Source organism: Afipia massiliensis (assembly GCF_014203115.1).
GTDB classification, from domain to species: domain Bacteria; phylum Pseudomonadota; class Alphaproteobacteria; order Rhizobiales; family Xanthobacteraceae; genus Afipia; species Afipia massiliensis.
In genome coordinates, this window is record NZ_JACHIJ010000006.1 from 178535 (window position 1) to 202448 (window position 23914).

A 23914-nucleotide genomic window follows, 5' to 3' on the forward strand; every position below is an offset into this window, starting at 1 on the left:
ACAGGGATACAGGCGTTCTCATGTTCGATTTTGACGCGCTGTCGCAAGCGATTGTCCGCCAGACCGTGCTGTGCGTCGGCGACCTGATGCTGGACGAATTCGTCTACGGCGAAGTGTCCCGCATCTCGCCGGAAGCGCCGGCACCGGTGATCGCGGCCCGGCGCAGCGAAATCAACGTCGGCGGCGCGGGCAATGTGGCGCGCAACATCGCGTCGCTCGGGGCGCGATGCATTTTCGTCGGCCTGATCGGCAATGACGTTGCCGGCGAAACGCTGAAGTCAGAACTGGCGAAGGAAAGCCTGATCGAGCCGGTTCTGGTGACCGATCCGGCGCGGCCGACCACGCGCAAGGTGCGCTTTGTCTCGGAGCATTTTTCGACGCACATGCTACGCGCGGATTGGGAGCTGTCGGCTCCGGCGTCGGAAGTCACCGAACGCAAGCTGATCGACGCCGTCGTTTCCGCATTGCCTCGGGCGGACATCGTGCTGCTGTCGGACTATGCGAAGGGCGTTCTGACCGCGCGCGTGATCCGCAATGTGATCGATGCAGCGCGCAAGCTCGGCAAGCGGGTGATCGTCGATCCTAAAAGCGCGAATCTTGCGATCTATCGCGGCGCGACGCTGCTGACGCCGAACCGCAAGGAGTTTGCCGAGGCGACGCGGCGGCGCATCCAGTCGGACGCAGACATCGCCGACGCTTCGATCGAGGCATTGCGTACCGCCGATGCCGAAGCGATCCTCGTGACGCAGAGCGAAGACGGAATGACGCTGGCGCATCGCGACGGCAGCCTGATCCATGTTCCGGCCCAGCCTGCGAAGGTGCGCGACGTGTCGGGCGCCGGCGACACCGTAGCTGCGGTGCTGGCGGTGACGCTGGCGGCGGGGACGGACTGGGATACATCGTTGCGCTGCGCGACGGCAGCGGCCGCCGTGGCCGTCAGCAAGCCAGGTACTGCGACGGTTTCGCTGGCGGAACTGCGCCGGAAGATTTTGCCGCATGCCTCGCTCGCGGCGGAAGAGAAAATCGCCTCCAGTGCTGCGGATCTTGATGCACAACTTGCCGAGTGGCGCAGGCAGGGATTGCGCGTCGGTTTCACCAACGGCTGTTTCGATATTCTGCATCCGGGGCATGTCCGGGTGGTGACGCAGGCGCGCGCGGCGTGCGACCGTCTGATCGTCGGCCTCAACAGCGATGCGTCCGTGCGGCGGCTCAAGGGGCCGGAGCGGCCGGTGCAGGACGAGCGCGCCCGCGCTGAAGTCCTTGCGGCGCTTGAAGCGGTCGATCTCGTTGTCATTTTTGAGCAGGATACGCCGCTGGAACTGATTTCGCAGATCAAGCCCAGCGTACTCGTCAAGGGCGGCGACTACACTCGCGAGCAGGTCGTCGGTCATGAGATCGTCGCTGCTAATGGCGGCGAGGTCGTGCTCGTCGATATTTTGCCGGGTCACAGCACTACATCGCTGGTCAAGCGTGCGCGAGAGAACAAGGTATGACCGCGAACGCGTCCGATCTTTCGGCTCACGCGTCGCCTTCGATTTGGCGCAACACCGCCGCGTGGACCAAGGCGGCGGATATCGCAGTGGTTCTGATCGCCATCTCGCTGCCGTGGTCGACCTCGCTGGTCGCGATCTTCGCAGTGGCGTGGCTGTTGTTGCTGATTCCGACGATCGAGTGGACGGGGTTCCTTGAATCGATGAAGCGGCCGGCATGCGCTACCCCGCTTCTGCTTTTTGCGCTGGCTGTCGTTGGTACGCTGTGGGCTATGGACATTTCCTGGTCGGACCGGCTGCGCGGCATTAATCCGGTCGCCAAGCTGCTCGCAATTCCCGTTCTGATCTATCACTTTGAAAGATCGGGGCGGGGACTATGGGTGATGCTCGCCTTTCTTGCGTCATGCACCGCGGTGATGCTGACATCGTGGCTGATGTTCGTCGATCATCGGGTGGTTTTCGATCCGGCGCGCTCGCTCGGTGTTCCAGTCAAGAACTACATCGCGCAGAGTCAGGAATTTGCGCTCTGCGCCTTCGCGGCCTTCGGAGCGGCAGTTTATTTGCTGAAAGCACAGCGGCAGACATGGGCGGCGCTCCTGCTTGTGCTCGGTATCGGCTTTCTTGCCAACATGGTCTTTGTCGCGAGTTCGCGAACCGTTTTCGTCTGTATCCCGGTGCTGGTTGTCATTTTCGCTGCGAAGCATTTCAGCACGCGTGGTTTTTTGCTGTTGATGGCTGCGGTGGTCGCCGCCAGCGCAATCGCCTGGTCATCATCCCCTTACCTGCGTCTGCGGGTAGCGATGATCGGGAGCGAATATCAGAGCTATCATAAAAGCAACGCCGTAACGTCGGTCGGCGAGCGGCTCGAATTCTGGCGCAAGTCGGTCAAGTTCGTCTCGGAGGCGCCACTCGTGGGGCACGGAACGGGATCGACGAAGACATTGTTCGCACAGGACGCGGTGGGGCAGACCGGTGCATCGGCCCAGATCATCGGAAATCCGCACAATCAGACGCTCAACGTCGCCGTGCAGTGGGGCCTGCTTGGTTGCCTCGTCCTGTATGCGATGTGGGGTACGCATCTCAGGTTGTTCGGGGGGGCGGGCCTTGCGGCGTGGGTGGGCCTCGTTGCGGTGGTCGAAAATTTTGTCAGTTCGCTGCTGAATTCGCACCTCTTCGATTTTCACGAAGGGTGGATCTACGTGCTGGCTGTCGGCGTCGCGGGGGGCATGGTCTTGCGCGTTTCCCGGACGGCTAAGCCGGCGGCGGGACAGGCATAATCATGGCCGCTCTGTCCCGGTTCAGGTTCCCGCGCCTCACCTGGCGAAATCTGTTGATCATCATTCATGATGTGCTGGCAACGATCTTCGCTGTCGTCGCAAGCTTCTATCTGCGTTTCGAGGGCAGCGGTCTCGTCGAGCGCCTGCCGCTGCTGTTCCGTATCCTGCCGTACTTCGTCCTTTTCAGCATCGTCGTCTGCTATGTCTTCAGGCTGACGACCACCAAGTGGCGTTTCATTTCGCTGCCGGATTTTTTCAACATCGTCAAAGCCTCGACGGTGCTGGCGCTGATGTTGCTGGTGCTGGACTACATCTTCATTGCGCCCAACGTCTACGGCACGTTCTTCTTCGGCAAGACGACAATCATCATTTACTGGTTCCTGCAGAATTTCGCGCTTGGCGGATTGCGCGTCGCCTACCGCTATTTTCGTTACACGCGGACGCTCAGTCAGGCGCGCAGCCTCGATGCGTCGCCGACACTGCTGGTCGGACGCGCAGCCGATGCGGAAGTGTTGCTGCGAGGGATCGAAAGCGGCGCTGTAAAACGGACCTGGCCGGTCGGTGTGCTATCGCCGTCCCTGTCGGATCGTGGGCAGTCGATCCGCGGCATTCCGGTGCTGGGGGGGATCGACGACCTCGCCGATATTGTTGATGATTTCTCGCGCCGCGAGAGGCCCCTGGAACGCCTCATCATGATGCCTTCGGCTTTCGAGCCCGATGCATCGCCGGAGTCGGTGCTGACTCGCGCCCGCAAACTCGGTCTTACGGTTAGCCGCCTGCCGTCGCTCGAAGGCAGCGGCGAAGCTCCGCGGCTTGCGCCGGTCGCGGTCGAGGACCTGCTGCTGCGGCCGAGCGTCAAGATCGACTATCAGCGGCTTGAAATGTTCGTGAGAGGTAAATCCGTCGTCGTCACTGGCGGCGGTGGATCGATCGGTTCGGAAATTTGTGATCGCGTGGTGACGTTCGGCGCATCGCGCCTGCTGATCGTGGAAAATTCCGAACCGGCGCTGCATGCAGTGCTGGAAAGTCTGGCCGCTAAATTTCCAACCGCGATCGTCGAAGGCCGCATCGCCGACATTCGTGATCGTGAGCGCATTGCGCATCTCATGACGGCGTTCAAGCCGAACATCGTGTTTCATACTGCCGCGCTAAAGCACGTTCCGATCCTCGAGCGGGATTGGGGCGAGGGCGTCAAGACCAATATCTTTGGCACCGTCAACGTGGCCGATGCGGCGGTCAGCGCAGGCGCCGATGCCATGGTGATGATTTCCACCGACAAGGCCATCGAGCCGGTGTCGATGCTTGGGCTCACTAAACGCTTTGCCGAAATGTATTGCCAGGCGCTCGACCGCGAATTGATGCACAAGGCCAAGGGCAAGATCCCGATGCGGCTTATCTCCGTTCGGTTCGGCAACGTGCTGGCGTCGAATGGGTCGGTGGTGCCGAAGTTCAAGGCGCAGATCGAGGCGGGCGGACCCGTTACAGTCACGCATCCGGATATGGTCAGGTATTTCATGACCATTCGCGAAGCGTGCGATCTCGTGGTGACGTCCGCAACCCATGCGCTCGACCCGGTGCGTCCGGATGTGTCGGTCTATGTGTTGAACATGGGACAGCCGGTGAAGATCGTTGATCTTGCCGAGCGCATCATCAGGCTGTCCGGACTTCAGCCGGGTTATGACATCGACATTGTCTTCACTGGCGTCCGGCCGGGCGAGCGCCTGAACGAAATCCTGTTCGCGCACGAGGAGCCAACGGCAGACATCGGCATTGCCGGCATCGTCGCCGCGCGCCCCAACGAGCCTCCGCTCGATACCTTGCAGCGATGGCTGTCCACACTGGAGAAGGCGGTGGGAAGCGAACAGCGCAGCGTCATTGTCGGCGTGCTGAAGGATGCTATTCCCGAATTCAAAAGCGGGGCGGCCTAAATCACCCGACCGGTTTCCGCTGGCGGGAGAAGCGGCCGAGCACAAGCGCCACAGCGCTTATACCCAGCGCCAGCGCGATGCCCTGAACATAAGGCGATCTCTGCCAGATGGTGACCGCTGCTAGACCGGCGAGAACAATGTTCAAGATAAACACCTCGCTGACCACCTGCATCACGCTGAAGCCGTTGTTCGTGGCCTGCTGATAGAAGTGTGAGCGGTGGGCGACCCAGACCGCTTCACCCCTCATCAGGCGCTTCAGAAGCGTTAGCGTCGCGTCGGCGAGATAATACAACGGAAGCAATAGCGCAGCGACGAGATGTCCGCTTCCCGCGAGTTGAAGCAGGCACCATCCCATCAGCAAACCGATAGGCAGGCTGCCCACATCGCCGAGGAAGAGCTTTGCGACTGGCTTGTTGAATGGCGCGAAACCGATCATCGCGCCGCACAGCGCGAGGGCCACCAGCGTGGGGTCCGGGGGCAATTGGCCGTAGAAGCCGAACAGCGCCAGCGCTGCCATGACGGGCACGACCTCGGCGGCGGTGATCCAGTCAAGACCGTCCATGAAGTTGACGAGATTGACGAACCACAGTCCGCCGATCAGCAGCAGGACGCGCTCTGCCCACACGGGCAGAGCCGAAACAAGATGAAATTCTGCGGGAAGGACCGCGAGCACGATGCCGACGGCGGCGGCCTGTATCAACAGGCGGGGCAGGACCGGCATCGTCCGCAAATCATCGTAGGCGCCGACCAAAGCCAGCAAAGCCGCTGCCGCAAGGACCGCAAGCAAAACAGAACCTGCAACCGCACCAAAAAACGAAACCGATATCGCGGCCGACGTGATGACTGCGGCGATCACCGCCACGCCGCCGCCCTGCGGCGTGGGCACGCTATGGGACGATCGCGCGTTTGGCCGCGCCAATGCATAGCGCTGGAGCAGGGGGCGAAGCAGGACAATCAGCATCGCGCAAATCACGCAGGCGACGAACGGCGTGGTTATGATGAGCAATGAATTCATGAAACGTGGATCATCGGTCAACGCTTGATGCCGACGGCGCACCAATAAGGCACGCGGTCTGAGAAACGAATGTCCTGAAAGCCGGCGGCGTCCAGCATGTCCCGGATCTGCCCGCGCGTGAAGCGCTGTTCGAGGCGGGTGCAGAACCGATCATAAGCGTCGGTTCTCATCACATAGAACGCACGGTCTTTGTAGGATTCCAACGGCAGCGCAGCGGCGGAGAACCCCAGCCGTTCGACAAGAGCCGCCAGGCGGGCGAGCGGCCAGTACACGCATACCGCGATGATCTGGCTGATCCACAGGCGCGGTTTCTCCGGGAGGCTGGAGATCACGACACGGAAGATATTGCTGAACTTCCACAGCGCACGATACCAGGCTGGCCTGTTATCGAGCGCGTAGTAGAGATAGATCAGGAAGGGCGCACCCGGCTTGAGCTTCCTCGAGATTTCGGAGATCGCGGCTTGCGTGTCGGGAACGTGATGCAGCACCCCCAGCGAAAACGCAAAATCGAGGGATGCATCCGGGAGCGGCAGTTCTCCGACGCTGGCGTGATGAAAGGTCACGTTGTTCGCAGTTTCCAGATTCGCGCGCGCGACATTCAGCGCGTCAGCGCTTGCATCGAGCAGATGCAGATGCCCGACGCGGGGGGCCACCATCACAGACCATCGGCCGCTGCCGCATCCCACATCCATGCCGACCGAATTGGCGGGCAGGCGATCCCACGGAAAAATATGAAAGTAGGACTCAAAGATGGCCGCCCGGTCGTCTGCGGAAAAGGCATCCTCTCCCTGGCGGAAGGTCGACCATTCGTGGCCAAACCCGGCGGCGACCGCAGGATCGACGTTACTTGATGGACGATCGGACATAGAACCCCACGTGGTTAGAGGCGCGAGGTTACATAGAACACGGCGCCGCAAGGTGTTTAATCAAACCCGCGGGAGGTGACAACGTCCTCAGGGCGTTCCTCTGTCCGGGAAAATGTCGGTCAGATGCATCGCCTGTGCACTCCGGCGTATTTTTCAAGCCCTGAGACCCACTTTTCACCGGCGCGCCGAAGCGATAGGAATGCACGCGGACAGGCGGGAGTGAGCATCATTGGTAGCCGTACGATTGCTTCAGGTGTCGCTCGCGGCTGTGTTGCTCAGCGGGTGCACCTTCTTTTTCGATGTGCAGGATTCCGTTCAACCGGATCCGGAGCCGGATTCCAGGCAACAGAAAGTTATCTTCGACCGGATTCAGCAGATCACGCAGTCGATGAAGGACATCACTCGGTCCGAGATTTCTAATGTTGGACCGAACGAGGCACAGTCGGGGCCGGAAAAATGGACGGTTTGCTCCCGAGGAAACTCCGGCAGCGAGTTGCGCTATTTCACGTTCTTCCTGAAGGGTGAAACGGTTGCCAACTGGCGCCCTGCGGTGATCAACGACAAGTGCGAAACTCGTAATTATTCCGCTTTCTGAACGCGAGATAATACTCGTATCAGCGCGCGCGCTGAAGCTGTTCCTCGTAAAGAGCGACGATTGCAGCGCCGATCGCCTGCGCAGACATCTTCTTGACGACAAGTTGCCGGGCCGCTGCGCCGTAGCGCATTCTCAGCTCTCGCGACACGGCGAGTTCGCCGATCGCATCAGCCAAAGCCTGCGGATCTTCGATCGGCACCAGCAATCCAGTTTGTCCGGGGATTGCGATTTCCCGGCAGCCGGGAGCGTCCGTGGCGATCAGCGGCCGGCCACAGGCTGCAGCTTCCAGTAGACTTTTTGGCAGACCCTCCCGATGGGAGGGAAGGGCCGCGATGTGAGAGTCGCGCCACAGCGTGGTTATGTCTGCAACCTGACCTAACCAAGCGATGCCCGGCTCATTGTTCCACTGCTGTGCCTCTTCGAGCGTCACAGAGTCCGGATTGGCCGGATCTGGATCTCCGGCGATGTGCAAACGAACGTCCATACCGCGAGCGCGCAGAATCCGGTGTGCTCCGACCAATGCGCGGATGCCCTTGGCGGTCAGGAGCCGCCCGGCAAATCCGACCGTGATCGGACCGTCAGGTTCGGGCATCGGGATCAGCTTGTCAGTATGGACGCCCGAACCTGGAATGCGGGCCAACCGCCGGGAATCGATACCAATTGTTTCGAGCGTAGTACGGTCGTCGGGATTCTGAACCAGTGTGACCACGTGGTCCCGGTTGAGAAGGTAGCGCAGGGCAATCGTAATGATGACACGGAGGAGCAGCGCCCGGGGGGCCATGGAGGTGAAAGCGTAGCCGAGACCGGTCAGTGCGTTGATTTGCGGTGTCGCCATTCCCAAGGATGAAACTCCGCCGAGCACACAGACCTGCATGCCGACATGGTGCACGATGGAGGGGGAGAGTGCGCGCTTGATCTGGCGGAGCGTGCGAATGGTCGAGAGGGCGCTGAGTGGCGACAGGCCGCCACGCCGGAAGGGTATGGGATGAATCGTAAATCCTTCGGCGCGGATGGCATCGGCACTCGATCCCACCGAAGTTGCTACATGAACATCGAAGCCCGCATCGCGCGCGGCCCGGGCCATTGGAAGACGATGAGAGACAAAAGCCCAATCCTCCGAAGCCACGTAAATTAGGATAGGTTTCATAAGATAACTTCGTTCACTTGGGATTCATACTTTTTGCTATCCTACGATCCTTATCAATTGTACCGGAACGTTGAAAAGAGCGAATTCACCCATTAGCCGATATCCATTTCGTCGACACTCAATCATCCAGTACCGCCTTAGTTGCCCGGCAACGAAATGGAGCGTCCACATTTGCAATGCGCATATAAGCTTCGCTATAGGAGAAACCGCTGGTTGCTCAAACAGGGATGACCTAGCGAATGGCGGGCGCGAAGGTGTCTATAGCCAAGTGCAGATCAATGAGAAATAATTTATTCATCTCAGAGCAGCTGTATTGGAATTCGGTCCTTTAAGCCAAGCAGACTAAGAATGTAGCCCTATGCCGTATTAGGACGTGCAGCAAATTTCGATGGAGCCGGTTTCCAGCCGACCGCCATCAATTTTGCTGGGCTTGCAACGAGTGATTGCCCAATCCGGTTCCAAAGGTCCGCTTTTCCCATAGCTGTAAGAGTCCATGCCAGCCAGAACGGGCGAACAGAAAAGACGTTAGATTGCCGATGGTTGCGCCGCCGGATCTCTTGTACAATCTCCGCAAGGGTCACTGGATTTGGATCCGAGACGATAAAGGTCTCACCGACCGCTTGATCGACATTTTTTGCCGTTAAAACAGCTGAGCAAAAATTTTCGATTGATAAAACGGATCGACGGCTTTCGAGTGCGCCGATCGGCAGCGGTAACGGCAAGCGCGCAATCTTCTCGACCGTCTCAAAATTTCCTTTTGCACCAGGCCCGTAAACAACTACTGGCCTCAGGATCGTAAAAGGTACGCCGCTATCACGCACTGCGATTTCAGCGAGCAACTTTGAGATACCATAAGCATTCACCGGCGTTGGCACATCTTGTTCGGTCAAAATGCTTGCTGAAACGGGACCAGATTGAGCAGCGATCGATGAAACTTGAATGAAATGCACACCTGTTTTAGCGGCCGTAATTGCTAACGACCTGGTCGCGAGGTGATTTACTGTATTATAGGTTTCGTCTGTGACCAGGGTATGAGCCGCACCGGCCAGATGGACGATGGAATCGATGCCCTCTACCAGTGGTGCCCAGTCCAATTCTGCTCTGGTAAAGTCAACGACTCGGACGCTTTCGACCCGCGGGTCCTGCGGCACAGCGTCCGGAAATCTAGTTGCGGCTCTGACTGCGTAGCCGTTTTGCACAAGGAATGGCACGAGATGCTTTCCCAAGAACCCGCTCGCGCCAGTCACTAGAATTTTCTTGCGAGACAATCTTTGAATGTCCTCTACGAGGGAATTAACCGCGAACCGATTTGATGAACCTGTGTCCTATACAAATACGTACAAAATGGTCTCTATATAACGTACAAAACGTACGTAGACTGTGCAAGTCCTCCGGAACACCTTGTTCCGATGAAGGTGTTTGGGAAAAAGCTTCGGGAAGCTGCCGCTCAGTTGGGATTGAGCAGTGCGGACGTTGCCCATCGAGCCCAACTGAGCGAGCGCCGGTACGGTCATTATGTTCAAGACAATCGAGAACCCGATCTGGCCACACTTATTCGTATCGCAAAGGTCTTGAATACGACGCCGAATGATCTTCTGGGTTTTGGTGAAGGCTCAGAGAAGCCATCCCGGCACTCCCTTCTATTCGATCGACTGCGTGCCGCGGCTCAGGTTTTGAGCGAGGGAGAGTTGGAGACGGTGCTCGTGCTGGCAGATGGCCTGGCCGCACGTCATAAGAAGCGGAAAGCGAAGTAACCAGCGCGGCCTCTCTTGCTGCGAAAGAGTTCCAGGGACGGATACCAAGCGGCGGCGTGAGTGGTTTGATGGCGGCTGCGGCTTGTTGGAGGTAACCGATGCGTACTTATTTGAGACCTCGTGTTGAGGTCCAAAGCTTTCGCGAAACCTCGATTGGATCGAGGTTAACCCTCTGCCACCAAGTGCGCTCGTCACCGAAACGATGATTTTCCCGATGATGAGCACGGCACAGTGGTACCGTAAATTCGTCACTTGTTTTTCGCCCCAATGCGCGTGGTTGGGGAAACCGCAAATGATGGGCATCGGAGGGAGATCGGTCGCAGATCAAGCAGGGCTGCGAGGCAACAAACCGTAGGTGGGCTTTGTCGCGATGGCGTCGAGGTTCGCCGAGTGCAAGTTCGCTCTTGTCGATCTTCGGCTTTTCGGTTGCATCGATGGCCCGTTCTGTCGAGATCGTTTCAACCACCCCTGAAGTGGATACGACAGCGTCTCCGTTGCCCTTCCTTTTCCTCGGCTTCTTTCTCTGTTCCTTCGGCGATCTGACCGGTGCCGAGATGATTGGAGGCGTTGGTTGAGAATTGTCGCTCGGCTTGCTGTCCTCGATCGAAGGGTGGGCGTTTTTGCCCGGTGTTTGATTTTGAAGCGCAACCATCTTGTCCGTGAATGCTTGTTCTATGAGCTTGGCATCGCTCGCCACGAGGCGGTTTTTTGCTTTGAGAATGTCTGTGGCGCGCAGCTGCAAATCTTCGATCGTCGTCAATGCATTGATGTCAGATTGAAGTTGAAGGCGCATTGAGTGTGAATTGTCCGCGTCCAAAGTGCCCCTAACAATGGCGGCTTGCGTTTTACTCAAGGCCGCGGGAGCCGAAGTGGCGACCGCATGTTGAGAATTTCGATTCTGATAGTTGGCAGCAGATTCAATCTTCTGTCCGACTTCAGGATTTTGCAGATCGGGCGCATCCAAATCATCCTCGCCCGCGATGCCAACCAGCGTGAACAAAGCATAGCGCCGCGCGTAGGTCAGTGCCGCTCCCATTCGTCGCGGCGCGGAGGCGTCCGACAGCTGGCAGACTGGCCAGTCCGACGAAATCCATTCCCCAGAGGTGTGCATCAGTATCGTAGTCAGATTGACCAAGCCATTTGCCCGATCGATGTCGGTGGTTTGGGCGACGGCAATCTGCTGACCGCCCAAGGTTTTGCGAACAATCTCGAGACCACTCGACAGCGATGCATAACGGAACGTCTGGGGATTATCGCCCCGATTATTGTGATGGATCATGCCAACCATGGACTTTTCCGGGTTCGAAAGTTCAGTCTGAGCCTTCGCCAGAGCAGTCGCGATCGCGGCCACGCTTTCACTGGAGCGATGCATGAGTACCCTCCATATCGACGAGATCAAAGGTCACTGCTCCCGACTTGGAGCGTTTGGCGCGAATGCCATGCCCCATGGCCTCCTTGGCATCTTCCGGCATGAGGACTTTGAGCTCGGTCTTGGCCCGCTCGTGCTGCAGATGAGCATCACGTGTTACAAGGTAGAGGGATGCGAACTCAGCCCAGGAATTGGAGGCGCTCATATCAACCACTCGGACGGCTTCAATTCGCGGCTTGGGTGGCTCGCAGTCGAATAATGCTGGAGGTTCGCCTGTCTTCACGGCGCGCCAGAACGCTTTTTCTGCAGCGATCAGGACAGTTTGGTAGATCGGATCGGCCTCGATCGCCAGTTCGACCCATTTTCCGCCACCATTGATGATCGACAACACGGCCGTCTTGGATTCAGCGACCAACATGTTGTGCTGTAGCTGGGCCATATGTTTCTCGGCGGCGGCCCCTTCCGAAAACGCCCAAGGCAACATGAATTTGGCTTCGAAAACCGCGCCGGTTGCTTCCACCAGCCCATCGAGAGTGGCCGCCATCCAGGGAAGTGCCCGGTGAAACGCGTGGCGTTGGACGGCCACTATGCGATGCCCTGACTGACGCTCAAACCAGCGCCGATTGAGGTCCTCCGTCACAAGCCCCAATTGGACGATCAACTCACCGGAGAGATCGGGGCCATCGGCCTCGCCCCGCTTTTCCTTCCAGAGGCGTAGCAAGGCCTTTTCGTCCTTGCCCATGATGATACGGGCATCCGAGCCGCCTATGAAATGCCGCCGATCTTGTGGTTTTGTTTGCTCTCTTGTAGCCATATTCAGAACTCCTTCTTAGATCGCATCCTCGATCTAATGATACTAAAAGTATCTATATGGAGCACGTGTGTCAATACTAAAAGTATCAATTAGACAAATTAAAGCGGCGCGAGCTTTGCTGAGCTGGTCCCAAGAGGATCTAGCGAAGAGAGCTGCAGTGTCCGTTCCAACTGTTAAGCGGCTGGAATCAGAGGATGGTGAATTAGGAGGTCGGGAGGACACCGTCCAAAAGTTGCGCGCCGCCTTTGACTCTGCCGGAATCGAATTTCTTGGAGGAAGCAAGGGCACCGGGGTGCGTTTGCGCAAGTAAACCTGGCTGTCAACGATTTGGCTTACTCAGAGTGGCACTGACCAACTGGAAGAATTTTTGCGAAAGCTCACCGGTTCCAACTACTTCGGACAGACGAATCCTCGTGATTTTTTGGCTAATTCTTACGTGAATATCTGAGGGTAGCGGCGTCTTTGCTGCAGAATGTAGCTAAACCGGATCGGCAGCCTGCGACGTGAAAATAGAAATCTACGCGAAATCTCGATCCGCATAACTATGAGACTATCTGAGAGTGATCTTCAATGGCAGAGAGTCGTTCCCTGAAATCGTTGCCGTCAGATCTTAATGTTAATCGAATTCCTTCGCTCGACGCGTTGCGCGGCATCGCCATATTGATGGTCATCTTTGGCCACTTCATTCCCATCCGGATAGCATTGGGTGATGCATCCTACCACGTAAGCTCGCTTGGGCGGGGTGGCGTCGTGCTGTTTTTTCTCCTCAGCGGCTATCTCGTTTTCCGCAACATCGAGAAGCAAGATACGATTACCTTCATTTCGCGGCGGTTATTCAAGATTTTTCCAGCCTATTGGGTGAACGTCTTACTGATAACGTTTTTCAGTTTTCTGCTGGGCAAAGAAGTTTTCCCGCCCGATGTTCTGCTCGGTAATTTTTTCATGGTGCAGGACATCTTTCGCAAGGAATCCTTGAGCGGCGTGTACTGGACGCTGCTGATCGAAGTGAAGTTCTATCTGTTCTTAGCGCTGCAGCATTTTCTTCTGCGGGATCGCAGCATCCTTGTCGTTCTGGCTGCACTGATTTGCGTGAATCTCGCGGTATGGTTTGCGCGCGGACACGCAAGCCTGTTGTTAACGTTTTTTCCGGCGTTCTACGTTGGTATTCTGGTCAGACAAGCTGAAGCAGCAGGTTGGAGCCGTTCCGCTATGCTGCCGGTTGCCGGTGTGACCCTGGTCAATGCGGCAAGCCTTCTTGTTTTCGACGAGTACTATGGAGAATCGTCGGCGATTTATGTCATTAGCGAAGCAATCATGCTGATTGCGTTCCTGCGTATGGGGGTGTCGAACTCGATCCTCGGCTTCTTCGGCCGTATCTCGTACAGCCATTATCTTTATCACACCGCGGCAGGTTACCTTTTTCTGGCTTTGTTTCCCCCATCGGACGTCTTGGCTTTCAATCTGCTGATCGTCGCGCTGGTGATAGTTCTGACAACTGCCATTGCTTTCATTTCATATCGTTTGGTTGAGGTCCCGCTGGTTGCCTTCGGTAAAAAGCACGAGTACTTGTGGATACGCCGCCGTGAACGCACGGTGCCTTGATCGAACCTGCGGTCAATTTGGGCGCCCATGGTGATCTTGCACGGCCGCATTCGGGCGTCTCTCATTATTAAATGCTATCAATATCTTAGATCAGGGTGGGGTCGTTAAACTTGACGTTCATCGGGTGAACACTGTAAGGAGACCATCGCGGGAGTGAAGCGATGGAGCGAGTGGTTTCCGAAAGTGAGCGCGAGGAAGACAGTGACCGGATTATTCTTGGTCTCCTAAATTCCGTGGAGCAGGACGGTGCGCGCTCACAGCGGCATTTCGCAGCTGAACTCGGGATCGCACTCGGTCTCGTGAATGCGTATCTCAATCGCTGTATCAAGAAGGGACTGGTCAAGGCCAGCCAGGCGCCCGCTCGCCGATACGCATATTATCTCACGCCGCAAGGGTTTGCGGAAAAATCCCGTCTTACGGTCGAGTACCTGTCATCGTCATTTGGATTTTTCCGAAAGGCGAAGGCGGATTGCAGTCGGGCTTTGGAAACGGCGAAAGAGCGGCAACTCAAGCGGCTCGTTCTGCTGGGCGCGTCGGATCTTGCGGAGATCGCCACGATTTGCGCGATAGACACAGGCATTGTCCTTGTTTGCATTGTTGCCCCCTCGAACGCACCTGATCGGTTTGTCGGCCTGCCTGTCGTTGGCGATCTTGACGCTGTTGAAGGTCAAGTCGATGGCGCGCTGGTGACCGCATTGTTCTCCACTCCGGAAGTCGATGTGCTGATTGATAGTGCGCGAAAAAAATTTGGCGCGGATGCAGTGATCATTCCAGAGCTGGTCGATTTACGTCCGCGTAAGGCGAAGGAGCGCGTGTCATGACTGCCTCTGCGCATTCTGCATGGTATGTGGCTCAGACTCAGGCTCAGGCTGAAACAAAGGCCTGTGCGAACTTGGCGCGGCAGGGCTTTGAGGTTTATCTGCCGCGTTATCCAAGAACGGTGCGTCACGCGCGGCGCGTCAATATCGTCCGGGCGCCGTTGTTTCCAAGCTACATCTTTGTCAGAATCGACCTTGCAGCCCAACGATGGCGAGCCATCAATTCCACGATCGGCATCAAGAGACTCGTCGGGCACGAAGGAACACCGGCGCAGATTGCGACCGATGTTATCGAGACCCTCAAACAGCATGAGAAAGCTGACGGGTTTTCTTCGGTAATCTCTCCGGCATCGCGTTTCAAGACAGGCGACGCAGTCCGGATTTTGAAGGGTGCATTCGATTCGTGTTGTGGAATATTTCAGGCGCGCACTGATAGTGAGAGAGTCGAGATATTGCTGGATCTGCTCGGCCGGAAGGTGAAGGTCGTGGCAGGCGCGCATATGATCGAGCCGGCATAATGAGACCGTTTACAGCGGTTTGCTTCTTTTCCTGTCGGAATCCTAGTTGGAAAATCCTGTGAAGCCAATTTTGCCTGCGATCGTCAAGGATGCCTGGACGACGCTCCGATGGAAGTTGCCGGCGCTGGTTTCGCTGACGTTTGTCAACGCCGTTCTCGAAGGCGCGACTATTGCATCATTGCTGCCGCTGTTGGGGAGTCTGGGCGCGGACGGTCTGGTTGCGAACGATCGGGTTAGCCGAATAACAATAGAAGGTTTGAGGCTATTCAATCTTTCGCCGAGCCCGGGTGCGGTTGCCGGCGTCATGATTGTATTGATTGCAGCAAGCGCCGTTACGTTTATTGCCTATTCTCATCTCGCGTCTCGTCTTCAGGCGTTTTATGTCGCCTCGTGGCAGCAGCGAATGTTCGCTGGATTGCTGGCCGCAGACTTTCGTTTCTTTGTCTCTCACAGAACCGGCGATCTGGTTGCTGCGGTAACGAATGAGCCAAACCGGATCGGCCTCGTCTTTTCTCAGGTCAATCTCATTATAGCCGCAGGGCTTTTTATTATTGTCCAGATCGTCGTTGCGCTGTTTATCGCTCTATGGGTCGTGGGGCTGCTTGTCGGCTTTGGAGTCTTGCTGTTTACGCTGACGCGATGGTGGAGTGTCCGCGCTGCCCGGTTCGGGACGGAACTGACAAGAGTCAATGCCGATCTGATGGTCGACGCTAATGAGATCATCGGTGGCGCCAAATTCGTCAAAGCCACGGCGACGGAAGACCGCGCCTTTAACCGGTTTCTCGGAGCTGTGAGCCGGCTGGAAACGCTGACCTTTGGAAACGCATTCGACGCTCAGGTTGTCAGGGCGATTTTCGAGTATACCGGCGGCCTTCTCGTGATTGGGCTCATCGTCCTCGGACCGAAACTGCTATCTGTCGATGTTAGTGCGGTACTGGTGATCGTCGCGATTTTTGTGCGCCTCTTTCCCAAGGTTACGGCGTTGCGCCAGAATCTGCAGATTGTCGATTTTCACGCTCCAGCCTTTGAAGTTCTTTCAGGACTGTTGCGAGAGGCTTCATCGGATCGCGAGGCGTCAGCTAAAGACAAGCCGCCCGGATGGCCAGGCTCCGCGCCGGCTTCCATCGCTTTGGAGAATGTGTCGATTGCGCACGGCTCGCAGGAATTGCTCAGTGACGTGAATATCGCCATTCCCGCTGGCGCATTTGTCGTGTTTACAGGTCATACCGGTTCGGGAAAGACCACCTTGCTGGATTGCATTCTTGGATTGCGGCGTCCGAACTCAGGCGTGGTGCGGGTCGATGGCTATCCACTCGATCAGTTGCCCAGCGCTGTGTGGAGGAGGGGGATCGGCTATCTGGGGCAGGACCCGGTCCTTTTCAATGCGAGCATCGGTGAAAATCTCCGCTGGATAGATCCGCAAACGACAGACGAGGAAATCAGCGCAGCGCTGGAGGCTGCCGCCGCTGGCTTCGTTGGGCGATTGCCTGAAGGCCTCAACACCGTTGTGGGCAATCACGGCAGCCGGATGTCTGGCGGTGAGCGACAGCGCATCGCGCTTGCCCGCGCGTTGCTAGGATCGCCACGTCTTCTGGTTCTCGACGAAGCGACAAGTGCACTGGATATTGAAACCGAAGAACTCGTCACCGAAGCGTTAGTGAGATTGAAGGGCCGGATAACCATTGTGGCGATATCGCACCGTCCTGCACTCATCCGCGATGCTGAAATCGTCTTCAATCTTGGTAATGGCATGGTCGAGCGATCAAAAAAGCCGGGTTCTCTCGTGGCAGGCGAGGTGCAGGCTGCGCCCGTCACGCCCCGTCATTAGGGCGTTGTTTAAAAGCAGTTCGGGACGATAGCGAATACGTTTGCCGATCTGTTCGGATAGTTGATGATCGAGGTTCGACGATGACTACCAAATTTGATGCGATTGTTATTGGCGGCGGCATTTCCGGGCTGATCACCACGCTGATTCTGAGCGGGAATGGATATCGCGTCCTGCTGGTAGAAAAGGAGCAGCGTCTCGGCGGAACCAACAATTCATTCCGCAATCGCCGAGGGGATAGCTTCGATTTCGGTTATCACACTCTGGATTGTGATCGCTCCCCATTTGCGACCCGCTTCTTTTCCGAAGTTTTGCACGGCCAGTTTCATACCTTCGCGCTGAAAAGAGGGATTGCGATCAAGGGGCATACGATGCCCTACAATGCTCCGATTTCCGAATGGCCCGAAGCGATCAGGCGATCAGTCGAAAAGACTGAATTCGTTGATACCATTGATGGGCCGCCGACCCGGGAAAGCCTGGCGAGCATCTATGGCGACTATCTGGCCGGCCTTGCGCTCAACGAGATACTTCCATCTTACCCAACCCTGTTTTGGCAGCTCAAGAATGGTAAGCCGGAATCCGATTTGATGGATCAGGTCTATCCATGGTTTTTTCCGAAGAGCATCAAGCAATCAATCGGCAAGCATGAATGGAATCGATTCCATCAAAAGGTTCGCGATCAGGGTGAGCACATGGTCATGTACCCGTCCATCGGTGGATTCGGCGGTTTCATCGACGCGATCGTTAAGAAGATCGACACGCAAAAAGCCAGGATCGTCCAGGGGTTCTCGAAGCTGGATGTTTCCATCGATCCGGATAGCCAGAAAATCCGGTCTATCGATCTCGACGGTGTCACGTACCAGGCCGATCAGTATTTTTGGTGCGCGCCTCTTGCGATTGTCGGCAGGCTGCTTGGTGTGCCGTTTCCATCCGCCCATCCGCAGATGCTTTGTCTCGGAAGCTTCGTTTTTGAGCGGGAGCTTCCGTTTGCCTATCATGAAATTCTGGTGGGCGAGCGAGGTGTTCCGATCAACCGCATTTCGTTCCCTGGCAAGATCGCTGGCGGTAAGAACGACAAGGCTCAGGTCGAGTTCGCCTATCCCTTGGGCGAGATGGTCATCGAAGAGAACACGTGGGTTGCGGATTCCCATTCTTATCTTGAGAAGCTCGGGTTGCTTCAGCAGGACAATCCGCTGATCGACTACCATTTCTTCGGAGCGAACAAGGGTTTCGTCTCGACACACGATCCGTTGAAGATGCTCGCTGATTTTCGCGCAAGCCTGCGTCACTCTACCAACATCGTCTATCCATACATTGGATTGGAGGTTGATAGCATCAGCCGGATCATCCCGTCCGTATTCCGGGAAGTCTATCGGGCCATAACGGCCTGAACGATGTCTTGAACTGAACGCCGGTCAGGTTGAGCCATACGTCTTGTCGAGGCGATAGGAGATGGCATTGCGCAGACCAGCCTCAGTCAGATGAAATTCGCTGGCGTGAAGGGGAACGGTGGTTCCGCCAAAGCCACGTTTGAACTTCGAAATGTTCATGTGTTTGGAGCTTGGATTGTCATACCATTGTTTGGAAAATTGCTGAACGCCAATGTCGTAGAACCAGACATCATTCTGCTTCAGCCACTGGATGAGCTGCCACTGTGCGACATGGAAAACGGGTAGCTTCATGTCATCGGGATCACGGCAGCCGGATGCATAGAATGCTCCGTTTCGATAAATGATGAGCAGGATGAACCCGACCGATTGGTCGCCTTTCATGACCTGCGCCAGAGCGCCTTCCCCGCGATGAATCCAGTCGCGCATCATCAGAAACGTTTCTTCTGATCGCGTGACGCGGCCGGCATCCTTGGCATGCAAAGCCCGGTATTCCTCAAAAATCGAGGCTGGCATTTCGTTGCCATGCCAGATCTTGACCGTAAGGGCCCTTTCGCCTCGGCGGATGTCGTATTGATGGCCATGCCTCACTGCGGTCCAGAGTTTCGCGGCGTCCGTCCTGAGGTCGATGATCTGAGTCGCGCGCGAGATGTCGAGCGCGCCAAATCGGGAAAACGGATTGGCAACAGGCAGGGAAGACCCGAGAAATCCGGGCGCCAGGGCTGGAGAAATCAGCTGAAATGTTTCGACGCCATGATCGGATGCGAGCTGTTTCAGATGTGAGACGATAAACTCCAGAACTTCCCAGCGGCCTTGAGCGTTCAAATCATCGCTTAAGGCGGGGGCGGGCAGCGGGACGCCGGCGTAAGTCAAGCGGGTCCGATCCGATCCATCAACGTCATCGTGATAGAGCGATAGAACGGCAGGGCCGATCTCCAGAAAACAGGGAACGATGGCGAGTTTCGCGCCGCCTCGTGTGACCCAGAAAGACAGATTGCGCTGAAAGCTTTTGCCCGCGTAAGCGCGGGTATAGTTCATCCAGTGACTGGTGTGCCAAAACCAGGCGTCGGGAGACCGCGCAGCAAACGCGTCCCACTTGGCAAAGTCCTGGTCGTCCAGGGGGTCAACTTTCATCAGCGTAGCATTCCCGGTTTCCCGCAAGATGGTGGCCGTGAGGCAGGGCTCCTGCCGGTTTTGTGTTTGCTTTATAGCGTCCAGACGTCCGGCGTCTTGATTGACGTTCATAGCATGAACATGCTATAGGGCGTCTATGGATTTTTGGCTGTAAACGCCGATAAATGCCAGAAAACATGGGGTTAGGCACCCCATGGTCTTTCGGGAACCGGCTTGATCGGGCTTTCGGCAAGACGAGTTCAATGCCCTTCGGTTGACCGGAAGTCGGGTGATTTTCACCTCGACTGCGGTAGCAATTTTCCAAGCAAATATCGTCCATTGGATGCTCAATGACCAATTTGCCGCTTCGAACAGTGACGAACTTTGCCCGGTCGGACCGCTATCGGGCGGCGGTGCATAAGGTCATCGTCGGGGGCGCGCATACCTATTCCAAGGGCGATGACCAGTTTCCCGTGCTGGCACCCGCGGCTATTGCGCGAGGCAAGCACGGGCGCGTCTGGGACGTCGACAACAATGAATATGTCGACTGTGCTCTCGGGCTTGGCGCGGTGAGCCTCGGACATGCTTATGAGCCGGTTGTCGGAGCTGTTCGCGAACAACTGGAAAGAGGGGCGGCATTCCAGCGGCCGGCATCGATCGAACTGGAGGTTGCCGAGGCCTTCCTTGCGCTTACGCCCGGGATGGACAGGATCAAGTTTGCGAAGAACGGGTCGAATGTCACAACCGCTGCGGTGAAACTCGCGCGCGCTTTCACCCAGAGAGAACTGGTTGCGTTTCCCGGCAACCATCCTTTCTACAGCTTCGATGACTGGTTCATTGGCGCGACATCTGTCCGCGCCGGCATCCCCGATGGCGTCCGGCAGTTCTCGGTGACGTACGACTCCGGAAACCCGGAAATCTTGCGCCGGTTATTTGAACAATATCCCGGACAAATCGCGTGCGTCATAACTGAACCCGAAGAAGCGGTTCCGTCGTCGCCAGATGCGATCAGGAGCATCGAGCAAATTACCAAGTCGAATGGCGCCGTTTTCATCGTTGATGAGATGGTTACCGGCTTTCGTGCTGGCCTGCCTGGTTCCTATACGGAGATCGGCCTAAAGCCAGATCTTGCTACGTGGGGGAAGGCGATCGGCAACGGCTTTTCCTTTTGCGCGTTGACCGGCCGCGCCGACATTATGGAGCTTGGCGGGATCAAGCAGACCGAAAGGCCGAGGGTCTTTCTGCTTTCTTCCACCCATGGCGGCGAAGCGCACACGCTTGCCGCCGCTCGCGCGGTCATTGCCGAGTATGCGCAGCACAACGTTATCGGTCGGCACCGTGATCTCGTTGCTCAGGTGGCGGCCGGAATGCGCGAAATCGTTGCACGTCATTTGTTGTCAGACGCGATTACTGTTCTTGCGTCGCCCTGGCGTGTGTCACTCGCGTGTAAAGATGCGAGCGGAAACGTTTCACCCTCCCATCGCATGTTGCTGATGCAGGAAATGATCGGCCGTGGCGTATTGTTTCAGGGTTTTTATGTTGCCTGCTTTACGCACACCGAAGAAGACCTCGCCAGGATACTCGAGGCTTTTGACGAGGCCTGCTTTGTTTATGGCTACGCGCTACAGCATGGCGTGAACGAGCTTCTGGTTGGTGGCGCTGCACGCCCGGTGTTTCGCAAGTACGCCGGCTGTGACGGGGTGTGCCCCAGCACCCCATGCCCGCGCGAATCCAAGTGCCGCGGCAGTCACGTCTGAATATAGCCTCCACTGGCAGTCGCAGTTCGTAGACCATGAACAACTCAGTGATAGAAATTGCCGGGCGCAAGATCGGCCCGGGCTTTCCACCCTATGTGATTGCTGAGATTTCGGCGAACCATAAGCTGGATATCGAGCGTTGCTTAATGCTGATCGATGCTGCCGCGGATACTGGCGCCGATGCCATCAAGATACAGTCCTACACGCCGGATACGATCACGATTGATTCTGACAGGCCCGAATTTCTGATTCGTGGCGGATTGTGGGACGGATATCGGCTCTACGACTTATACAAGGAAGCCTATACACCGTTCGAATGGCATCCCGCGCTTTTCGAGCGGGCGCGCAAACGCAATGTCACGCTCTTTTCGTCGCCCTTCGACCGTACAGCGGTGGACCTTCTCGCGTCACTCGATGCGCCGGCGTACAAGATCGCTTCATTCGAAGTCAATGACCTTCCGCTGATTCGTTACGTCGCGCAGCGCGGGAAGCCGATGATCATCTCTACAGGCATGGCCAATCTTGGAGAGATTGGAGAAGCGGTATCGGCTGCGCGCGAGGCCGGTGCGACTCAGATCGCACTCCTGCACTGTGTCAGTGCCTATCCTGCAAAAATTGAAGACGCGAATGTTGCGACTGTGCCCCACCTGGCTTCGGCGTTCGACTGTATCGCGGGCTTGTCGGATCATACGCCTGGTATCGGAGCGTCGGTTGCGTCGGTTGTTCTGGGTGGCTCCATCATAGAGAAGCATTTCACCGTAAGTCGCGCTGACGGTGGACACGACGCCGAATTTTCGCTGGAGCAAGACGAATTCCGCAACCTCGTTCACGAATGCAAGGCCGCATGGGCGGCGGTTGGAAGGGTGAACTACGATCTGCTGGGGAGCGAGAAGGGCAGCATTATGCACCGGCGATCGCTTTACGCGGTCAAGTCTATCGCCAAAGGTGAGATGTTTTCGGCGGAGAACGTGCGATCCATCCGGCCCGGCAACGGCATAGCGCCCAAGTATCTGCCGAAAATTCTGGGAGGACACGCCTCTCGGGACATCGCTTTTGGTGAACCTATCAGCTGGGATATGGTTCAGGCTTCATGATGGGACTTGGTCTTGTCCCAGAAGCTGCTGTCCCAGTTTTACAATTCTTTCGCTTCCGCGGGCATCGACTGCATTTTGGGCGCGAAATCCTGTCGAGGTGATTTCGTCTTCGGTAGGGGCTCGCAGGTGGTGCGAACCAACTCCCAAGAGTAGGCCGGAGTTGTGGAGCGGTCGTGCAAAACGCTCTTCTTCGGACGTTTGCGCGATGACGTGAACGGCTTTTCCCAAGCTCATGGCTTCAACCATGGTTGTGCCGCCATTGCTCACCACCCATGAGCTTCGGGCAAGCAATCCGGGAAAGTCGGGCGGGCTTTCGACGACGGTGACGTTCGTAAAGGTGTTCTCGACGCGTCCGGAGAGTGGGCCGCGTACCAGAATTGCCTTAAGACCCAAGGCGCTCAAGGTGGCTGCGGTTGCAAGACCGTGATTTCCGACGTCGGCTCCGCCAATGCTGACGAGAACGTAGTCCCCCCGCGATGCCGTCGCGTTGCGGATGGACTTTCGAATTATCGCATACTCCAGCCCGAAAAGAAGGCGGGCGCAGGGGATTTCGGTTAGAGGCTGATTCATGCGGATGAGGCAGTCCGGGCTGCCCTGTCCAAGGTAGTCCAACCCAATCACCTTGTTGCCTCTTTGCCGCGCCGAATTGAGCCAGGTGTCGTCCGGGTAGGGTAGATCGATCACGGTTAGTCCGGACCTGCCGTGATCCGTTAATTGCGCCGACGGGCGTTCGAGCAGATTGATGTATTCAACTTCGAAGCCGCTTTCAGAGAATGCATCAGCCACCTCGCGGCTCCGGCTGATGTGCCCGTATCCATATGTGGCGCTGCCGTCCGCAATAAGCTGCACAAAGGAAGCACCTTGTCGGCCGTTGATGTTCTGCATTGCGACGATGCTTCGTTCGGAGATACGTAGATGAGTGAGAAGTCGGCTGCCTGGAACACGAAAAACCTAGGTATTCCAGACGAGTTTAGCAAGTTTGTTAGGCATCATCCCAGCGAGTTGATGCTGCGGTCGTTGTTCTCTGCGACTTATTCGGAAAATCCGCCGCAAATTACGAGCGCGACGCGCGTCCTCGACATCGGGGTGATGTACGTAAACAATCTGGTCCCGTTCCATGACCGGGGTGCCCGTTGCTTTGGAGTAGAGATCAACGAGGACATGGTCGGCATCGCAAATCGCTGTGCCGCGCAGCAGGGCATTGATGCGGACATTCGTGTCGGTAGCAACCGCAACCTGGGGCATGGCGACAAGAGCTTTGACATCGTGTTGTCGATCAATGTCATTCACTACGAGAATGACCAGGCCGGTCTGCGAGCGGTAATTGAAGAGTATCATCGCGTTCTTGATGACGAGGGGCGGCTTTTCGTCGTCAGTGCAGGGCCCGAGCATTATATTCGGGTGGATGCAAAACACCTCGGGCCCAACCGCTTCGAGATCACGGCGGATGATTTTCGCCGTGGGCAGGTGATGGCTTACTTCGAGAATGAGGCGCAACTTGGATAGCTTCTCGGCGAGAAGTTTCGCTTAGTCGAGACCGGCCG

22 protein-coding genes are annotated in these 23914 nt (G+C 56.8%); 14 read left to right on the plus strand and 8 right to left on the minus strand.

Features of this window, described 5'->3' with window-relative positions:
• The first annotated feature begins 20 nt into the window (after nucleotides 1-20).
• From rfaE1 to HNQ36_RS20455, 3 genes are read left to right on the plus strand one after another with little or no spacing between them, the layout of a single operon-like run.
• Entirely contained in the window at nucleotides 21-1493 is a 1473-nt protein-coding gene (rfaE1, locus tag HNQ36_RS20445) for a D-glycero-beta-D-manno-heptose-7-phosphate kinase (protein WP_184088110.1), read from the plus strand.
• On the plus strand, nucleotides 1490-2767 hold the full coding sequence (locus HNQ36_RS20450) for an O-antigen ligase family protein (protein ID WP_184088112.1): 1278 nt from the start codon (nucleotides 1490-1492) through the stop codon (nucleotides 2765-2767). The genes rfaE1 and HNQ36_RS20450 overlap by 4 nt, the downstream gene beginning before the upstream one ends.
• Nucleotides 2768-2769: 2 nt before the next feature.
• The gene (locus HNQ36_RS20455; protein WP_184088114.1) at nucleotides 2770-4695 is read left to right on the plus strand and encodes an SDR family NAD(P)-dependent oxidoreductase; all 1926 of its coding nucleotides are present in this window, start codon (nucleotides 2770-2772) and stop codon (nucleotides 4693-4695) included.
• A gap of 1 nt (nucleotide 4696) precedes the next feature.
• Here the strand turns inward: HNQ36_RS20455 and HNQ36_RS20460 are convergent, their stop codons facing one another.
• Nucleotides 4697-5710: an MraY family glycosyltransferase gene (locus tag HNQ36_RS20460; RefSeq protein WP_184088116.1), complete on the minus strand. Its 1014-nt coding sequence runs from the start codon at nucleotides 5708-5710 to the stop codon at nucleotides 4697-4699.
• Nucleotides 5711-5727: 17 nt separating this feature from the next.
• Nucleotides 5728-6576, minus strand: coding sequence for a class I SAM-dependent methyltransferase (locus HNQ36_RS20465; protein ID WP_184088118.1), 849 nt, complete (start codon nucleotides 6574-6576; stop codon nucleotides 5728-5730).
• Nucleotides 6577-6829: 253 nt separating this feature from the next.
• On the opposite strand from HNQ36_RS20465, the gene HNQ36_RS20470 reads away from it, so the two are divergent.
• Complete coding sequence (locus tag HNQ36_RS20470; RefSeq protein ID WP_347339992.1) at nucleotides 6830-7171, plus strand: hypothetical protein; 342 nt, start codon at nucleotides 6830-6832, stop codon at nucleotides 7169-7171.
• A gap of 19 nt (nucleotides 7172-7190) precedes the next feature.
• Here the strand turns inward: HNQ36_RS20470 and HNQ36_RS20475 are convergent, their stop codons facing one another.
• Together HNQ36_RS20475 and HNQ36_RS20480 are read right to left on the minus strand one after the other, a co-directional pair.
• Nucleotides 7191-8318, minus strand: a complete 1128-nt coding sequence (locus tag HNQ36_RS20475) for a glycosyltransferase family 4 protein (protein ID WP_184088120.1) — start codon at nucleotides 8316-8318, stop codon at nucleotides 7191-7193.
• 356 nt (nucleotides 8319-8674) lie between these two features.
• Nucleotides 8675-9565: an NAD-dependent epimerase/dehydratase family protein gene (locus HNQ36_RS20480; protein ID WP_347339994.1), complete on the minus strand. Its 891-nt coding sequence runs from the start codon at nucleotides 9563-9565 to the stop codon at nucleotides 8675-8677.
• A gap of 162 nt (nucleotides 9566-9727) precedes the next feature.
• Between HNQ36_RS20480 and HNQ36_RS20485 the strand changes: the two genes are divergently transcribed.
• Nucleotides 9728-10072, plus strand: coding sequence for a helix-turn-helix domain-containing protein (locus HNQ36_RS20485; protein WP_184088124.1), 345 nt, complete (start codon nucleotides 9728-9730; stop codon nucleotides 10070-10072).
• A 106-nt stretch (nucleotides 10073-10178) separates the two neighbouring features.
• On the opposite strand, the gene HNQ36_RS20490 is transcribed toward HNQ36_RS20485, so the two are convergent.
• Nucleotides 10179-11444 carry an ERF family protein gene (locus HNQ36_RS20490; RefSeq protein WP_184088126.1) on the minus strand — a complete coding sequence of 422 codons (1266 nt, stop codon included), beginning with the start codon at nucleotides 11442-11444 and terminating at the stop codon, nucleotides 10179-10181.
• Nucleotides 11428-12183, minus strand: coding sequence for a YqaJ viral recombinase family protein (locus tag HNQ36_RS20495; RefSeq protein ID WP_430641391.1), 756 nt, complete (start codon nucleotides 12181-12183; stop codon nucleotides 11428-11430). Before HNQ36_RS20495 ends, HNQ36_RS20490 begins: the two co-directional genes overlap by 17 nt.
• A 139-nt stretch (nucleotides 12184-12322) precedes the next feature.
• Between HNQ36_RS20495 and HNQ36_RS20500 the strand changes: the two genes are divergently transcribed.
• From HNQ36_RS20500 to HNQ36_RS20525, 6 genes are all read left to right on the plus strand, one after another.
• Complete coding sequence (locus HNQ36_RS20500; RefSeq protein WP_184088130.1) at nucleotides 12323-12565, plus strand: helix-turn-helix domain-containing protein; 243 nt, start codon at nucleotides 12323-12325, stop codon at nucleotides 12563-12565.
• A gap of 260 nt (nucleotides 12566-12825) precedes the next feature.
• Nucleotides 12826-13857, plus strand: a complete 1032-nt coding sequence (locus tag HNQ36_RS20505) for an acyltransferase family protein (protein ID WP_184088132.1) — start codon at nucleotides 12826-12828, stop codon at nucleotides 13855-13857.
• A 161-nt stretch (nucleotides 13858-14018) separates the two neighbouring features.
• Complete coding sequence (locus tag HNQ36_RS20510) at nucleotides 14019-14678, plus strand: winged helix-turn-helix transcriptional regulator (protein WP_184088134.1); 660 nt, start codon at nucleotides 14019-14021, stop codon at nucleotides 14676-14678.
• Entirely contained in the window at nucleotides 14675-15193 is a 519-nt protein-coding gene (gene nusG, locus HNQ36_RS20515) for a transcription termination/antitermination protein NusG (protein ID WP_184088136.1), read from the plus strand. Before HNQ36_RS20510 ends, nusG begins: the two co-directional genes overlap by 4 nt.
• 46 nt (nucleotides 15194-15239) lie before the next feature.
• A complete protein-coding gene (locus HNQ36_RS20520) occupies nucleotides 15240-17021 on the plus strand; it encodes an ABC transporter ATP-binding protein (protein WP_246395469.1) in 1782 nt (593 codons plus the stop codon).
• Between the two features lie 80 nt (nucleotides 17022-17101).
• The gene (locus HNQ36_RS20525; RefSeq protein ID WP_184088138.1) at nucleotides 17102-18409 is read left to right on the plus strand and encodes an FAD-dependent oxidoreductase; all 1308 of its coding nucleotides are present in this window, start codon (nucleotides 17102-17104) and stop codon (nucleotides 18407-18409) included.
• A gap of 24 nt (nucleotides 18410-18433) precedes the next feature.
• Here the strand turns inward: HNQ36_RS20525 and HNQ36_RS20530 are convergent, their stop codons facing one another.
• Entirely contained in the window at nucleotides 18434-19651 is a 1218-nt protein-coding gene (locus HNQ36_RS20530; protein ID WP_184088140.1) for a GNAT family N-acetyltransferase, read from the minus strand.
• A gap of 218 nt (nucleotides 19652-19869) precedes the next feature.
• Here HNQ36_RS20530 and HNQ36_RS20535 point away from each other — a divergent pair, with 218 nt between their 5' ends.
• Both HNQ36_RS20535 and pseI read left to right on the plus strand, forming a co-directional pair.
• On the plus strand, nucleotides 19870-21276 hold the full coding sequence (locus HNQ36_RS20535; protein WP_184088142.1) for a glutamate-1-semialdehyde 2,1-aminomutase: 1407 nt from the start codon (nucleotides 19870-19872) through the stop codon (nucleotides 21274-21276).
• Nucleotides 21277-21311: 35 nt separating this feature from the next.
• Complete coding sequence (gene pseI / locus HNQ36_RS20540; RefSeq protein ID WP_184088144.1) at nucleotides 21312-22370, plus strand: pseudaminic acid synthase; 1059 nt, start codon at nucleotides 21312-21314, stop codon at nucleotides 22368-22370.
• Here the strand turns inward: pseI and HNQ36_RS20545 are convergent.
• A complete protein-coding gene (locus tag HNQ36_RS20545; protein WP_184088146.1) occupies nucleotides 22365-23255 on the minus strand; it encodes a hypothetical protein in 891 nt (296 codons plus the stop codon). The two genes, pseI and HNQ36_RS20545, sit on opposite strands and share 6 nt — an antisense overlap.
• Before the next feature lie 30 nt (nucleotides 23256-23285).
• Here HNQ36_RS20545 and HNQ36_RS20550 point away from each other — a divergent pair, with 30 nt between their 5' ends.
• Nucleotides 23286-23876, plus strand: coding sequence for a class I SAM-dependent methyltransferase (locus HNQ36_RS20550; protein ID WP_184088148.1), 591 nt, complete (start codon nucleotides 23286-23288; stop codon nucleotides 23874-23876).
• Nucleotides 23877-23914: the final 38 nt, after the last annotated feature.